The sequence below is a fragment of the Micromonospora sp. NPDC047467 genome, from assembly GCF_040643095.1.
In the GTDB taxonomy this organism is placed as follows: domain Bacteria; phylum Actinomycetota; class Actinomycetes; order Mycobacteriales; family Micromonosporaceae; genus Micromonospora.
Window position 1 is genome coordinate 782,494 of the sequence record NZ_JBEYTO010000001.1, and the last position, 14,729, is coordinate 797,222.

General features: G+C 70.2%; 10 protein-coding genes. 8 read left to right on the plus strand and 2 right to left on the minus strand.

Annotation, left to right across the window (positions count from 1 at the left end; genetic code table 11):
- Positions 1 to 2 precede the first annotated feature (2 nt).
- Positions 3 to 1,037, minus strand: coding sequence for a LacI family DNA-binding transcriptional regulator (locus ABZ780_RS03260; RefSeq protein ID WP_357000032.1), 1,035 nt, complete (start codon positions 1,035 to 1,037; stop codon positions 3 to 5).
- Between the two features lie 310 nt (positions 1,038 to 1,347).
- Here ABZ780_RS03260 and ABZ780_RS03265 point away from each other — a divergent pair, with 310 nt between their 5' ends.
- The 6 genes from ABZ780_RS03265 to ABZ780_RS03290 all read left to right on the plus strand — a co-directional run bounded on the left by ABZ780_RS03265 (position 1,348) and on the right by ABZ780_RS03290 (position 10,370).
- Positions 1,348 to 3,747 (plus strand): glycoside hydrolase family 3 N-terminal domain-containing protein, encoded by a 2,400-nt coding sequence (locus ABZ780_RS03265; protein ID WP_357483672.1) that lies wholly within the window; start codon positions 1,348 to 1,350, stop codon positions 3,745 to 3,747.
- Positions 3,748 to 3,757: 10 nt separating this feature from the next.
- On the plus strand, positions 3,758 to 4,747 hold the full coding sequence (locus ABZ780_RS03270) for an ABC transporter permease subunit (protein ID WP_357000037.1): 990 nt from the start codon (positions 3,758 to 3,760) through the stop codon (positions 4,745 to 4,747).
- Positions 4,744 to 5,652, plus strand: coding sequence for a carbohydrate ABC transporter permease (locus ABZ780_RS03275; RefSeq protein ID WP_357483675.1), 909 nt, complete (start codon positions 4,744 to 4,746; stop codon positions 5,650 to 5,652). Before ABZ780_RS03270 ends, ABZ780_RS03275 begins: the two co-directional genes overlap by 4 nt.
- 52 nt (positions 5,653 to 5,704) lie before the next feature.
- A complete protein-coding gene (locus ABZ780_RS03280; RefSeq protein WP_357483678.1) occupies positions 5,705 to 7,342 on the plus strand; it encodes an extracellular solute-binding protein in 1,638 nt (545 codons plus the stop codon).
- A gap of 212 nt (positions 7,343 to 7,554) precedes the next feature.
- Positions 7,555 to 8,241: a DUF624 domain-containing protein gene (locus tag ABZ780_RS03285; RefSeq protein WP_357483681.1), complete on the plus strand. Its 687-nt coding sequence runs from the start codon at positions 7,555 to 7,557 to the stop codon at positions 8,239 to 8,241.
- Complete coding sequence (locus ABZ780_RS03290) at positions 8,238 to 10,370, plus strand: alpha-glucuronidase (RefSeq protein WP_357483683.1); 2,133 nt, start codon at positions 8,238 to 8,240, stop codon at positions 10,368 to 10,370. The genes ABZ780_RS03285 and ABZ780_RS03290 overlap by 4 nt, the downstream gene beginning before the upstream one ends.
- 15 nt (positions 10,371 to 10,385) lie before the next feature.
- Here the strand turns inward: ABZ780_RS03290 and manD are convergent, their stop codons facing one another.
- Positions 10,386 to 11,594 (minus strand): D-mannonate dehydratase ManD, encoded by a 1,209-nt coding sequence (gene manD, locus ABZ780_RS03295; RefSeq protein ID WP_357000049.1) that lies wholly within the window; start codon positions 11,592 to 11,594, stop codon positions 10,386 to 10,388.
- Positions 11,595 to 11,911: 317 nt separating this feature from the next.
- Between manD and ABZ780_RS03300 the strand changes: the two genes are divergently transcribed.
- Positions 11,912 to 13,285 carry a PHB depolymerase family esterase gene (locus ABZ780_RS03300; RefSeq protein ID WP_357483686.1) on the plus strand — a complete coding sequence of 458 codons (1,374 nt, stop codon included), beginning with the start codon at positions 11,912 to 11,914 and terminating at the stop codon, positions 13,283 to 13,285.
- Positions 13,286 to 13,325: 40 nt separating this feature from the next.
- A complete protein-coding gene (locus tag ABZ780_RS03305) occupies positions 13,326 to 14,720 on the plus strand; it encodes an endo-1,4-beta-xylanase (RefSeq protein ID WP_357483689.1) in 1,395 nt (464 codons plus the stop codon).
- The last annotated feature ends 9 nt before the right edge of the window (positions 14,721 to 14,729 follow it).

Consider the following 14,729-nt stretch of genomic DNA (forward strand, 5'->3'; position numbering starts at 1 on the left):
GGTCAGCGCGGGTGGGCGGGCGGGGCGGTGCTCTCCCGTACGACCAGCTCGGTCACCAGGTCGATCCGGCTGGTCGCCGGCTCGTTGCCGTTGGCCAGGTCGAGCAGCATCTGGGTGGCGATGCCGGCCATGTCGCCCAGCGGCTGGTTGATCGTGGTCAGCGCGGGGTCGGTCCAGGCCGAGACAGGCAGGTTGTCGTACCCGATGACCGAGAGGTCCTCGGGCACTCGCAGGCCGCACTTGCGGGCGGCCCGGAGCACCCCCATGGCCTGGATGTCCGAGCCGGCGAAGATCGCCGTGGGTCGGTCCGGTCGGCTCAGCAGCCGCAGGCCGTGGGCGTGCCCGGCATGCGCGGAGAAGCTGCCGTAGCTGACCAGTTCGCGGTCGACGGCGACCCCGGCCTCCTCGTGGGCGGAGTGGAAACCGGCGGCGCGGGCCCGGCTGCACAGCATGTCGGTTGGCCCGGAGATGACGGCGATCCGTCGATGGCCCAGCTCCAGCAGGTGCCGGGCGGCCAGCAGGCCGCCGTTGAAGTTGTTCGAGCCGACGGTGGGCACCGAGGCGGAGGTCGCGCTGTCGGTGTCGACGACGACGAACGGGATGCCCTGCCGCCGCAGCTGCTGCTGCTGGCTGTCGGTCAGGTGGCAGAGCACGAGCAGCACGCCCAGGGGGCGATCGGCGAGCAGCGTGTCCAGCCACCGCGACGGCGGTCGGTGTGCGCCGCCGAGTTGGGACACGGCGAGGCCGATCCCGGCGGCGGCGGTCACCGCCTCGGCCCCGCGCAGAATCTCCAGCGCCCAGCCGGTGTCGAACTCGTGGAACACCAGATCGATCCGGCGCTGGCCGGTCGACGGCCGCCGGTTGCGGCGCTGGTACTGGTGGCGGTCGAGACTCGCCTCGACCCGGGCCCTGGTGGCGGGGGCGACATCCTCGCGTCCGTTGAGGACCTTGGACACCGTCGCGACCGACACGCCCACGTCGTTGGCGATCGTCGCGATGGTGGAGGCGGGTGGGTCGAGCGGGCGGTGCTCTGTCATCGCAGCCTCTACAGCGTCCGAAAATTTCGGAAGACCATAACACGATCGATTGGGCCGGCCGACGCATGAGATTCGGGTTGCTCGATCTCTGCCACTGGCCCACCTCTCGGATCGAGGATCGTGCTGGTCGGCTCAACCGGCTGGGTAGCGGGGGATCCATCGTCACATCGAAACTCTTGACAGGCTTAGGCGGTGCACTTAGGTTGCCGAAAAGGTTACGCGGGTTTCCGGAAAGTTTCGGATCGCGGTCACCCGTCACGAACCGATCCCGCGAGGGTGCGGGATGTGGCCGGAGCTAAGGGGTCTCGGCATGAGAAACGACGTGCCCGTCGACGGCGCACCGGCGTCCCACGACGCCACACCGTGGCGTGACGCGCGGCTGTCGCCGGTCGAACGGGCCGAGGCGCTGTTGCCGCTGATGTCGCTGGAGGAGAAGCTCGCCCAGCTCGTCGGGGTCTGGGTGGGCGCCGACGCATCCGGTGAGGGCGTCGCCCCGCACCAGGCCGACATGCTCGACGAGCTGCCGCCGTGGAGCACCGTCATCCGGCACGGGTTGGGCCAGCTCACCCGGCCGTTCGGCACCGCACCTGTCGACCCGGTGCTCGGCGCCCGGTCGCTTGCCGCGTCCCAGGCGCAGATCGTGGCCGCCAGCCGGTTCGGCATCCCGGCGCAGGTGCACGAGGAGTGCCTCACCGGCTTCGCGGCCTGGCGGGCCACCGTCTACCCGACCCCGCTGAGCTGGGGCGCCTCGTTCGACCCGAAACTGGTCGAGGAGATGGCCACACGGATCGGCCAGTCGATGCGCGCCGCAGGCGTGCACCAGGGGCTCGCCCCGGTCCTGGACGTCACCCGCGACTACCGCTGGGGACGCACCGAGGAGACCATCGGCGAGGACCCGTACCTGGTGGGGACGACCGGCGCGGCGTACGTGCGGGGCCTGGAGGGCACCGGCGTGGTGGCCACGCTGAAGCATTTCGCCGGATACTCCGCCTCCCGGGGAGGGCGCAACCTCGCGCCGGTGCCGATGGGCCACCGGGAGCTGGCCGACGTGATCCTGCCACCGTTCGAGATGGCCCTGCGGCTCGGCGGCGCCCGCTCGGTGATGAACTCCTACGCCGAGATCGACGGTCTGCCCATCGCCGCCGACGAGGAACTGCTGACCGGGCTCCTGCGTGACGAGTGGGGCTTCACCGGCACCGTGGTCGCCGACTACTTCGCCGTGCGTTTCCTGCAGACCCTGCACGGGGTGGCCGAGCGCCCCGCCGACGCCGCCGGCCTCGCCCTGCGGGCCGGGATCGACATCGAGCTGCCCACCGTGGACGCGTTCGGCGCCCCGCTGCTGGCGGCGGTCCGCGCCGGTGAGGTCGACGAGGCGCTGATCGACCGGGCGGTGCGGCGGGTGCTCATCCAGAAGATCGAGATCGGTCTGCTCGACGACGGTTGGCGGGAGCTGCCCGACGACGTGGCGAGCCTGCGACTCGACGACGAGGCCAGCCAGGACGTCGCCGTACGACTGGCCCGGGAGGCCATCGTGCTGCTGCGCAACACCGGCGTGCTGCCGCTGCCCGCCGGTGGTCGGGTGGCCCTCGTCGGCCCGCTCGCCGACGACCCGATGGCCATGCTCGGCTGCTACACCTTCCCCAACCACGTCGGCGTCAACCACAGCGAGTACGGCCTCGGCGTGGACATCCCCTCGCTCCGCGACGAGCTGGCCCGACACGTCCCGCACCTCAGCTTCGAGCCCGGCTGCGCCATCACCGGCGAGGACACCTCGGGCATTCCCGCCGCGGTCGCCGCGGCGGTGGCCGCCGACGTGTGCGTGCTCGCCGTCGGCGACCGGGCGGGCATGTTCGGTCGGGGCACCTCCGGGGAGGGCTGCGACGCCGTCGACCTGGCGCTGCCCGGGGTGCAGGCCGACCTGGTCCGGGCCGTCCTGGCCACCGGCACCCCGGTCGTGCTGGTGCTGATGACTGGCAGGCCGTACGCGCTCGGCCCGGAGTTCGACGCGGCGGCGGCCGTGGTGCAGGGGTTCTTCCTCGGACAACGTGGCGGGCAGGCGCTCGCCGAGGTGCTCACCGGAGCGGTGAACCCGTCCGGGCGGCTTCCGGTCAGCGTGCCCCGCGACGCGGGCGGCCTGCCGGGCACCTACCTGGCGCCACCGCTGGGGCGCCGCAACAAGGTCTCCTCGATCGACCCGACGCCCGCGTACCCGTTCGGCCACGGGCTGAGCTACACGACCTTCGACTGGTCCGGCGCGGCCGTCGTCAGGCCGGCGGACGACGTGTACGACGACGCGGCCGAGCCGGTCGCCTGGCCGGTCGACGGCGAGGCGCGGGTACGCGTCACCGTCCGCAACACCGGTTCCCGGCCCGGCACCGAGGTGGTGCAGCTCTACCTGCACGACCCCGTCGCGCAGACGACCCGGCCGGTGACGCGGCTCGTCGGCTACGCCCGGGTGCCGTTGGAGCCCGGCGGGGCGGCCGACGTGACGTTCGGCGTACCGGCCGATGTCGCGTCGTTCACCGGGCGGGCTGGCCGGCGCATCGTCGAGCCCGGCGCGGTCGAGCTGCGGTTCGGCCGCTCCAGCGGTGACACGGTGGCCGCCCTCGCGTTACGGCTGACCGGCGAGGAACGCCAGGTGGGCCACGAGCGGGAGCTGCTCACGGCAGTGCGGATCGAGCACCTTCTGGCCGTCCCGCAGTCCGCATAGGAGTCCGAGGATGACCTCCGGGACGTTACGGCCGCCGCCAGCGCCGCCTCCCGCTCCGGCGGCGGCCCCCGCGCCCGCCCCGCGTGCTCCGCGACGTCGCCGAACCTGGCGGCAGGCGTTGCGCCGGGACTGGCAGCTCTACTCGCTCGCCGTCCTGCCGCTGCTGTTCTTCCTGGTCTTCCGGTACCTGCCGATGATCGGGAACGTCATCGCGTTCCGCCGGTTCAAGCCGGGCGGCAGCATCTTCGGTGAGTACTGGGTCGGGCTGCGGTACTTCCGGATGTTCCTCACCGACCCGACGTTCTGGGAGGTCTTCACCAACACGCTGGTGCTCGGGACGCTGACCCTGCTGTTCTGCTTCCCACTGCCGATCGTGTTGGCGCTGCTACTCAACGAGGTGCGTGCCCGGCGGTTCAAGCGGTTCGTCCAGTCGGTGTCCTACCTGCCGCACTTCCTGTCGATCGTGATCGTGGCGGCGATGGTCATGCAGCTGACCTCGATCGACGGCACCGCCAACCAACTCGTCCGGCTGTTCGGCGGCGATGCGGTGGCGTTCCTGCAACAGCCCGAGTGGTTCCGCACCATCTACGTCTCGTCCGAGGTCTGGCAGACCGTCGGCTGGGGCACCATCCTCTACCTCGCGGCCCTCACCACGATCGACGAGGACCTCTACGAGGCCGCGCGGATCGACGGTGCCAACCGGCTGCGGCAGACCTGGCACGTGACGCTGCCCGGGATCCGGCCGACGATGGTGACCCTGCTGATCCTCAACATCGGCAGCTTCATGGCGGTCGGGTTCGAGAAGATCCTGCTGCTCTACAACCCGCTGACCTACCCGACGGCGGACGTGCTCTCCACGTACCTGTTCCGGATGGGCTTCCAGTCCAGCAACTTCAGTTACGCCGCCGCGATCGGTCTCTTCGAGGCCGTGATCGGGCTGGTCCTGGTCCTGTCGGCGAACCTCATCTCCCGTCGCACGGTGGGGACGAGCCTGTGGTGACCCTCGGTACGAAGGCGGACGCCCCGACGACGCGCGGGCCGGTGGACAGCCGGGGCTACCGGATCTTCCGGATCGTCAACACGGTCGTCCTGACCGGCGTGGTGATCGTGACGCTCTACCCGTTCCTCACCATCGTGGCCCGCTCGCTCAGCGAGGAGGCGTACATCATCGCCGGGAAGGTGAACCTGGTCCCGCGCGGGTTCGACCTGACCTCGTACAAGCTGGTGATGTCCGACGCGATGTTCTGGACGAACTACCGCAACACCGTCGTCTACACGGTCGTCGCCACGATCATCTCGATCGTCCTGACCACCTGCTACGCGTACGTGCTGTCGAAGCCGCAGCTCAAGGGGCGCGCCGTCCTCGTCGGCGTCGCGCTGTTCACCATGTTCTTCTCCGGCGGTCTGATCCCCAACTACGTGCTGGTCACCAGCCTGGGGATGAAGAACACCATCTGGGCCATCGTGATCCCCAACGCCATCAGCGTGTTCAACCTGCTGGTGATGAAGGCGTTCTTCGAGAGCCTGCCGACCGAGTTGGAGGAGGCCGCGGCGGTCGACGGGCTGAACACGTACGGCATCCTGCTGCGCATCGTGCTGCCCCTGTCGAAGGCGATCATCGCCACGATGGTGCTCTTCTACGCGGTCGCCTTCTGGAACTCGTGGTTCACCGCGTTCCTCTACATCGACCGGCAGGACCTGCTCCCGGTCACCGTGTACCTGCGCAACCTGATCGCGGGCGCCACCAGCGCCGAGTCGGCCGCCGCCGACGCGGACAAGGTCCAGGCCGCGGCCACGCTCCAGGCCGTGACGATCGTGCTCACGACCCTGCCGATCCTGGCGGTCTATCCCTTCGTCCAGCGGTACTTCGTCCGTGGCGTGATGCTCGGCGCGGTCAAGGGCTGAGCCACGCACGTCGCAGCGCTCCACCCCCACCCCCCCACCGAAAGGACCAGCCATGCTCCACCAGACGTGGCGCCGCGTGGCGTTAGCCACCGCGGGTCTGCTCGCGCTCAGCCTGACCACCGCCTGTTCCGAGGATCCCGCCGAGTCGTCGGACCTCTCGGAGAACCGGGCCGGCGCGATGGCCAACTATGGTGTCGGCGACCAGTTCAAGGCCACCGAGGCGCTCTCCTTCTCGACCCTCTACAACAACCACACGTTCTATCCGCTCAAGGACGACTGGCCGTTCTGGTCCGAGTTGACCAAGCGGACCAACGTCACGATCGAGCCGGTGGCGGTCCCGCTCAGTGACTACGAGCAGAAGCGCAGCCTGCTGATCGGCGCCGGGGACGCCCCGCTGATCATTCCGAAGACGTACCACCCGCAGGAGAACGCGTTCGTGTCCTCCGGGGCGATCCTCCCGGTGAGCGACTACCTGGACCTGATGCCCAACCTCAAGGACAAGATCGCCAAGTGGAACCTCAAGCCGGAGATCGACAACCTGCGGCAGTCCGACGGTAAGTTCTACCTGCTGCCCGGCCTGCACGAGAAGCCCACGCAGGACTACACGGTGCTGGTGCGCACCGACATCATGCAGGAGCTCAACCTGCCGACCCCGAAGACCTGGGACGACCTGTACGCCGTGCTCAAGGCGATGAAGGCGAAGTACCCGAACGTCTATCCGTACTCCGACCTCTTCAGCAAGCCCAACCCCACCGGCGCCCTGCTGAACATCCTCGGCTCGGCCCACGGCACCCAGGCTGGCTGGGACTACCAGCACGCCACCTGGGACCCGGCGGCGAAGAAGTTCAACTACACCGGCGCGTCCGAGCAGTACAAGCAGATGGTCACCTTCCTGCACAAGCTCGTCGCCGAGGGACTGCTCGACCCGGAGAGCTTCACCCAGACCGACGACCAGGCACGCCAGAAGCTGGCCAACGGCAAGTCCTTCGTAGTCACCGGCAACGCGCAGACCCTTGTCAACAACCACCGCCCCGACCTGGCCAAGACCCTGCCGAACGCGAAGATGGCCAAGATCCCGCTGCCGATCGGCCCGGCCGGCGAGGTCAACCCCTTCCCCCGGTTGGAGAACGGCGTCATGATCTCCACGAAGGCCCGGGAGAGCAAGAACTTCGTCGCCATGATGCAGTTCATCGACTGGCTGTGGTACTCGGACGCCGGCCTGGAGTTCGCGCGCTGGGGCATCGAGGGCACGACCTTCACCAAGGACGCGTCCGGGAAGCGCTCGCTCAACCCCGGCGTCGACTTCCTCGGCCTCAACCCGAACGCGCCCAAGCACCTGCAGAAGGACTTCGGCTTCCAGAACGGCGTCTTCGCCTACGGCGGTTCCCCGGACCTGGTCCGCGGGTTCTTCTCCCCGGAGGAGTTGGAGTTCCAGAAGGTGATGGACGCCCGCACCCCGAGGCTGGTGCCGCCGCCCGCCCCGTTGACCGACGAGGAGCGCGAGCAGGTGTCGCTCTGGGAGACCCCGCTGAAGGACTTCGTCACCCAGAACACGCTCAAGTTCGCCCTGGGCCAACGGCCCCTCACCGAGTGGGACGCGTACGTGGCCGAGCTGAAGGCCAAGAACTCCGACCAGTACATCGACATGGTCAACAAGGCGTACGAACGGTTCCAGAAGAGCAACGGCTGATCAGCGGGGAGCCCGGTCGGGCGGCTGATCGCGGCCCGACCGGACTTCCCGGCGACCACCGGCCGGCGCGGTGCGCGTGCTCCGCCCGCCGCCGGCCAGGACGACCAGAGGACAGCGATGCCCATCACCGTTCCCGACCAGGCCACCGGCCGGCCCACCGACGCCGGGCGGCGCTGCGCGCTGCCGGTCGCCGCCGGCCGGGCGGAGCAGCGGTGAGCACCGCCCACGCCTGGCGACAGTTCGGCGACGGGCCACTGTCGCGGATCACCTCCCGCGTCTACGTCCTGCTCGTCGTCGAGCTGCTGCTCCTGCTCACCACCCTGCCCGGCCTGCTCCCGTTGCTGCTGCTGGGCCGCGACCCCAGCAACCTGCCGCTGGTCGCGGTCCTCCTGCTGCCGGTCGGCCCCGCGATCTCGGCCGCCCTGTACGCCCTGCGGCACCAGCGCCCCGACCTGACCGACCTGCGGCCCGCCGCCCTGTTCTGGCGCGGGTACCGGGCCAACCTGTCCGGCGTGCTGCGCGTCTGGGTGCCGACGCTGCTGTGGCTGACCGTGCTCGCCGTAAACCTCGCCTACCGCGACGCGGCCGGCCTCGCGACGTGGTGGGCCGTGCCGCTGCTCCTGATCGCGGTGGGGGTGACGCTCTGCGCGGCCAACGCCCTGGTCGTCACCTCGCTGTTCGACTTCCGCACCCGCGACGTGCTCCGGCTGGCCGTGCACTTCCTCGTGCGTACGCCCGGTGTCACCGTCGGCAACGCCCTGCTGCTGGCCGCGGCGGCCGGGATCACCGCGGTCCTCTCCGAGGTGGTCCTGGCGATGCTCGGTTCGATCGCGGTCCTGGCGTTCCTGCGGGTCGGCGATCCGATGGTCCGGCTGATCCGCAAGGAGTTCACCCCGTGAGCGCACCGGAGTCCGTAAAGCTGGAGGAGTCGATGTTCGTGGCGGACCCGCTGGACGTCGGGGAACCCCGCGTGCACGCCGCCTGGCTGCCACCGGAGGCGTTCCGGTCGCTCGGCGCGCGCCGCGTCCTCGTGCACGGCGACGGGCCGCTCGTCGACACCGTCCTCGACGAGGTGGCCCGCGCCTGCGCCCGCTACGGCGGACGGATGTGGCACTCCCCGTCCTGGGACGTGGACGTCGATCTGGTGCTGACGCTGCGCGGCGCGGGCGAGCTGCCCAGCTCGACGGCGCAGGGGGCGCGGGCGGCGGGCGAGGCGGCGCTGACCGAGGACGGCCGGACGCTCGGCGACGAGGGGTTCCTGCTGGCGCGGGCCGGTGACGTGACGGTCGTGCTGGCCGACGCGCCCGCCGGCCTGCTGTACGGGCTGTTCCACGTGGTCCGGCTCTGCGCGGCTGCCTTCGACCCGGCCCGCCCGCCGGAGCTGCACCGGCCCGCACTGCGCCGCCGGATGCTGAACCACTGGGACAACGTGGTCGTGCACCCGGTGATGGGCCAGGTCGAACGGGGGTACGCCGGCGGCTCGATCTTCTGGCGTGACGGCCTTCCGCGCGGCGACCTGTCCCGGATCCGGGCGTACGGGCGGCTGCTGGCGGCCAGCGGGGTCAACGCGATCTCGGTGAACAACGTCAACGTGGGGCGGACGGAGGCGCGGCTGCTCACCGACCGGATCGGTGACGTCGCCGAGATCGCGGACGTCCTGCGCCCGTACGGCATCCGGGTGCACCTGTCGGTCACCTTCGCCGCGCCGGTGGTCCTCGGCGGTCTGACCACCGCCGACCCGGCCGACGAGGCGGTGCGGGCGTGGTGGGCCGACACCACCCGGGGGGTGTACGAGCGCATCCCGGATTTCGGCGGCTACCTGGTGAAGGCGGACTCCGAGGGGCAACCCGGCCCGTTCACCTACGGCCGGGACCACGCCGACGGGGCGAACCTGCTCGCCGAGGCCCTCGCCCCGCACGGGGGAGTGGTGCACTGGCGGGCGTTCGTCTACAACCACCACCAGGACTGGCGGGACCGGTCCACCGATCGGGCGCGAGCCGCGTACGACCATTTCACGCCGCTCGACGGGCGGTTCCGTACCAACGTGGTCGTGCAGGTGAAGTTCGGCCCGGTGGATTTCCAGGTGCGCGAGCCGGTCTCTCCGGTGCTCGCCGCGATGCCCGCCACCCGGCTCGCCGTGGAGGTGCAGGTCACGCAGGAGTACACGGGTCAGCAGCGGCACGTCTGCCATCTCGGCCCGTGGTGGAGCGAGGTGTTGCGGTTCGCGCCCTGGGGCCCCGACGGGCGGACGATCGCCGACGTGGCCATCGGGGAGGCGGGGGAGGGCGGCGGCCTGGTCGCCGTTGCCAACACCGGCGACGACCCGTTCTGGACCGGGCACCCGCTGGCACAGGCCAACCTGTACACGTTCGGTCGGCTCGCCTGGGATCCCCGGCTGGATCCTCGGGCCGTCCTCGACGAGTGGATCACGCTGACCTTCCCGCCGTCGGCGACCGCCGATCCGGAGCCGGTGCGGCGGACGCTGCACGAGATCATGGACGGCTCCTGGCGCACCTACGAGCGGTACACCGCCCCGCTGGGCGTCGGCTTCATGGTCCACCCGGGTGACCACTACGGGCCCGACGTCGACGGGTACGAGTACTCGCGGTGGGGCACCTACCACTTCGCCGACCGCGACGGCGTCGGCGTGGACCGCAGCCGCGCGACGGGCACCGGCTTCGCCGGCCAGTACCCGCCGTACTGGGCGGACGTGTACGAGTCGCCCGAGCGGTGCCCGGACGAGCTGCTGCTCTTCTTCCACCACGTCCCGTACGGGCACGTCCTGCACAGCGGGTCCACCGTCATCCAGCACATCTACGACACCCACTTCGCGGGAGTCGAGGAGGTGGAGGCGATGCGGCGGCGGTGGCAGACGTTGAACGGGATGATCGACCCGGCCGTGTACGTGCGGGTGGCCGAGCGCCTCGACGAGCAGGTGCGTTCGGCCACCGAGTGGCGGGATCAGATCAACGCGTACTTCCTGCGCAAGTCCGGGGTGCCGGACGCGCGGGGGCGGCGCATCTACTGACCCCCCTGCCCGCGCTCACCAGGGGTGCACCGTGCCGTCCTCCAGGCGGTTCACCGGCAGGTACGCCGGGGTGTACGGGTACCGGGCCGCCGCCTCCTCGTCGATGTCCACCCCGAGGCCGGGAGTCTCGGCGGGGTGCAGGTAGCCGTCGGCGTAGTGGTACCCGTGGGGGAACACCTCGTCGGTCTCGGCGGTGTGCCGCATGTATTCCTGCAGACCGAAGTTGGGGATCGAGATGTCGAGTTGGAGCGCGGCGGCCATGCAGACCGGTGAGAGGTCGGTGGCGCCGTGCGAGCCGCTGCGCACGTGGTGCAGCGCCGCGAGGTCGAAGATGCGGCGCAGGTGTGTGATCCCGCCGGCGTGCACGACGGTGGCCCGGATGTAGTCGATGAGCTGTTCGCGGATGAGCGAGGCGGCGTCGAAGATGCTGTTGAAGACCTCGCCCACGGCGATCGGGGTGGTGGTGTGCTGCCGGATCAGCCGGAAGCCCTCCTGGAGGTCGGCGGGGACCGGGTCCTCCATCCAGGTCAGCGCGTACGGCTCCAGGCTGCGGCCGAGTCGGGCCGCCTCGATCGGGGTGAGCCGGTGGTGCACGTCGTGCAGCAGCCGCAGGGTGGGGCCGAACTCGTCGCGGACACGGGCGAACACCGTCGGCACGTGCGCCAGGTAGCGGGCGGTGGACCAGGTGGCCTCGCTGGGCAGCGCCGCGTCGGCCGGCTCGTAGAAGAGCTTGTCGGCGCTGACCCCGTACGTCTGGGGTAGGCCGGGCACGCCGCACTGCACCCGCACCGCCCGGTAGCCGAGGTCGTGGTAGCGGGCGACCTCCACCAGCACCTCCTCGACGGACTCGCCGTTGGCGTGCCCGTACACCGTGACGCCCTCGCGGGACCGGCCACCGAGCAGTTGGTAGACCGGGAGGCCGGCGACCTTGCCCTTGATGTCCCACAGGGCGGTGTCCACCGCCGCGATCGCGCTCATCGTGACCGGCCCGCGCCGCCAGTACGCCCCCTGGTACAGGTACTGCCAGGTGTCCTCGATCCGCGCCGGATCCCGGCCGATCAGCAGCGGCGCCACGTGGTCGCGCAGGTACGACGCGACGGCCAACTCCCGACCGTTGAGGGTGGCGTCCCCGACGCCGGTGACGCCCTCGTCCGTGACGATCTTGAGGGTGACGAAGTTTCGGCCCGGACTGGTCACGATGACCCGGGCATCGACGATCTTCACTCGATCTCCTTCGTGCCCACGGGTCGGGTGTGGACGCCGCAGGGGGGTGGCGCGAGGGCGGGGAGAGGCGCGATGTGCTTATCGGGAACGTCCCGATAATAGCCCGCCGCAGGTCGGCGGTGAGTGGCGTCGTGCGCCTGCCCTGGTGTGCAGGTCGCCCGCAATCCGTTGCGCCGAAAGGTTTCCGGAAGACTTGACAATCGAGTGCGCTCGATTGAAGCTGACGTTGGTCACGCGAGCCGCGGTCACGGTCGGGCGAAGGGCAGTCCTCGACTCACCCCCTTCCATGCGCCATGCTCCCGAGGGAATCGCGAACGATGACACTGAAGACAAGGATGCTTGGCGTCGTCATGGCGGTCGTGACACTGGCCGCAGCCGCGCTGGCATTCGCCGCACCCGCGTCGGCGGCGACGCTCACCCAGGTGACCGGCTTCGGCACCAACCCCACCAATCTTCAGATGCACCTGTACGTCCCCGACCGGGTTGCCGCCCGACCGGCGGTCCTGCTCGCCCTGCACTACTGCACAGGAACGGGCCCGGCGTTCCACTCCGGCACCCAGTACGCGTCCCTCGCCGACCGGTACGGGTTCATCGTGATCTACCCGTCGGCGACCCGCAGCAGCCGCTGCTGGGACGTGGCCTCGCCGCAGGCGCTGCGCCGAGGCGGGGGCAGCGACCCGGTCGGGCTCATGTCGATGGTCGACTACGTGCGGCAGCGGTACGCTGTCGACCCGGCCCGGATCTTCGCCACCGGCACCTCGTCCGGAGCGATGATGACCAACGTCATGCTGGGCGACTACCCGGACGTGTTCGCGGCGGGTGCGTCCTTCGCCGGGGTGCCCTTCAGCTGCTTCGCCACCGGCGGCAGCTCGGAGTGGAACAGCGAGTGTGCCAACGGCCAGCTCATCAGGACGGCACAGCAGTGGGGGGACCTCGTCCGCGGGGCGTACCCCGGTTACACCGGCCAGCGGCCACGCATGCAGATCTGGCACGGCACCAACGACGAGACGCTGCGCTACCCGAACTTCGGTGAGCAGGTCAAGCAGTGGACCAACGTGCACGGGCTGAGCCAGACCCCCACGTACACCGACTCGCCGCAGTCCGGTTACACCCGCACCCGGTACGGCAGCAGCGGCCCGATGGCGCCGGTCGAGGCGATCAGCATGCAGGGCGTCTCGCACAACCTGCCGGTCGACGCCGCGCAGGTGATCCGCTTCTTCGGCCTGGACGGCTCCACGCCGCCACCGACGACCCCGCCACCGACGACCCCGCCACCGACGACCCCACCGCCGACGACCCCACCGCCGACCACCCCGCCACCGACCACGCCACCGCCGACCACCCCACAGCCGACCACCCCGCCGCCGACGGCGGGTGCCTGCCGGGTCGGTTACACGGTCAACGCCTGGAACACCGGTCTCACCGCCAGCGTGACCATCACCAACACCGGGACCGCCCCGGTGAACGGATGGGCGCTGACCTTCACGCTGCCCACCGGCCAGAGCATCACCAACGGCTGGAACGCGCAGTACTCCCCGACCAACGGTGCGGTGACCGCCCGCAACGTCTCCTACAACGCCAGCATCGCGCCGAACGCGTCCGTCGAGATCGGCTTCCAGGCCACCCACAGCGGCGGCACCGGCAAGCCCGCGTCCTTCGCCCTCAACGGGGCGACCTGTTCGGTCTCCTGACCACCCCTTCACACCACCAGTTCAGAAACGGAGTCGCACGATGAGAAACGCGAAATGGAGGGCGGCAACGAAAGCCGCCCTCGCGCTGACCGGCGCGGCTGCCCTCGCCGCCAGCATGGCGATGTTCCTGCCCGGCACGGCGAGCGCGGGGACGACGTTGGGCGCGTCCGCCGCCGAGAAGGGCCGGTACTTCGGAGCGGCGGTGGCCGCCAACCGGCTCTCCGACGGCGCCTACACGACGATCCTCAATCGTGAGTTCAACTCGGTGACGCCCGAGAACGAGATGAAGATCGACGCGACGGAGCCGCAGCAGGGGCAGTTCAACTTCACCAACGCCGATCGGATCGTGAACCACGCCCGCAGCCAGGGGATGAGCGTGCGGGGTCACACCCTGGCGTGGCATTCGCAGCAGCCGGGCTGGATGCAGAACATGAGTGGCAGCGCGCTGCGGCAGGCGATGCTCAACCACGTCACCCAGGTGGCGACGTACTACCGGGGCAAGATCGCGGCCTGGGACGTGGTGAACGAGGCGTTCGCCGACGGCAGCTCGGGTGCCCGGCGTGACTCGAACCTGCAGCGCACCGGAAACGACTGGATCGAGGCCGCGTTCCGGGCCGCCCGCGCCGCCGACCCGGGCGCGAAGCTCTGCTACAACGACTACAACACCGACAACTGGACGCACGCGAAGACGCAGGCCGTCTACAACATGGTCCGCGACTTCAAGTCCCGTGGCGTGCCGATCGACTGCGTCGGTCTCCAGTCGCACTTCAACAACGACTCGCCGTACGTGAGCAACTACCGCACCACCCTGTCCAGCTTCGCCGCCCTCGGCGTGGACGTGCAGATCACCGAGCTGGACATCCAGAACGCGCCGGCGAACACGTACCGGGCTGTGGTCGAGGACTGCCTCGCGGTGCCCCGCTGCAACGGGATCACGGTGTGGGGTATCCGCGACAGCGACTCGTGGCGCTCCGAGCAGAGCCCGCTGCTGTTCACAAGTGGTGGTGCGAAGAAGGCGGCGTACGACGCGGTCCTGGCCGCGTTGAACGCCGGTGGCACCACGCCGCCGCCCACCACGGCGCCGCCGACCACTCCTCCGCCCACCACCGCGCCGCCCACGACGCCTCCGCCCACCACTCCGCCGCCCACCGGTTCCTGCACCGCGACGGTGTCGGTGAACCAGTGGCCGGGCGGTTTCGTGGCCAACGTCCGGGTGACGGCGGGATCCTCGGCACTCAACTCCTGGGCGACGACTATCACGTTGCCGTCGGGCGCCGCGGTCACCAACGCCTGGAGCGCCAACCGCAGTGGTAACAGCGGCACGGTCCGCTTCACGAACGTCGACTACAACAGTCAGGTCGGCGCTGGGCAGACCATCGAGTTCGGCTTCCAGGGCACCGGCACCGCCGGCAACCTGAGCGCGACCTGCGCGTGAGGCTGACGT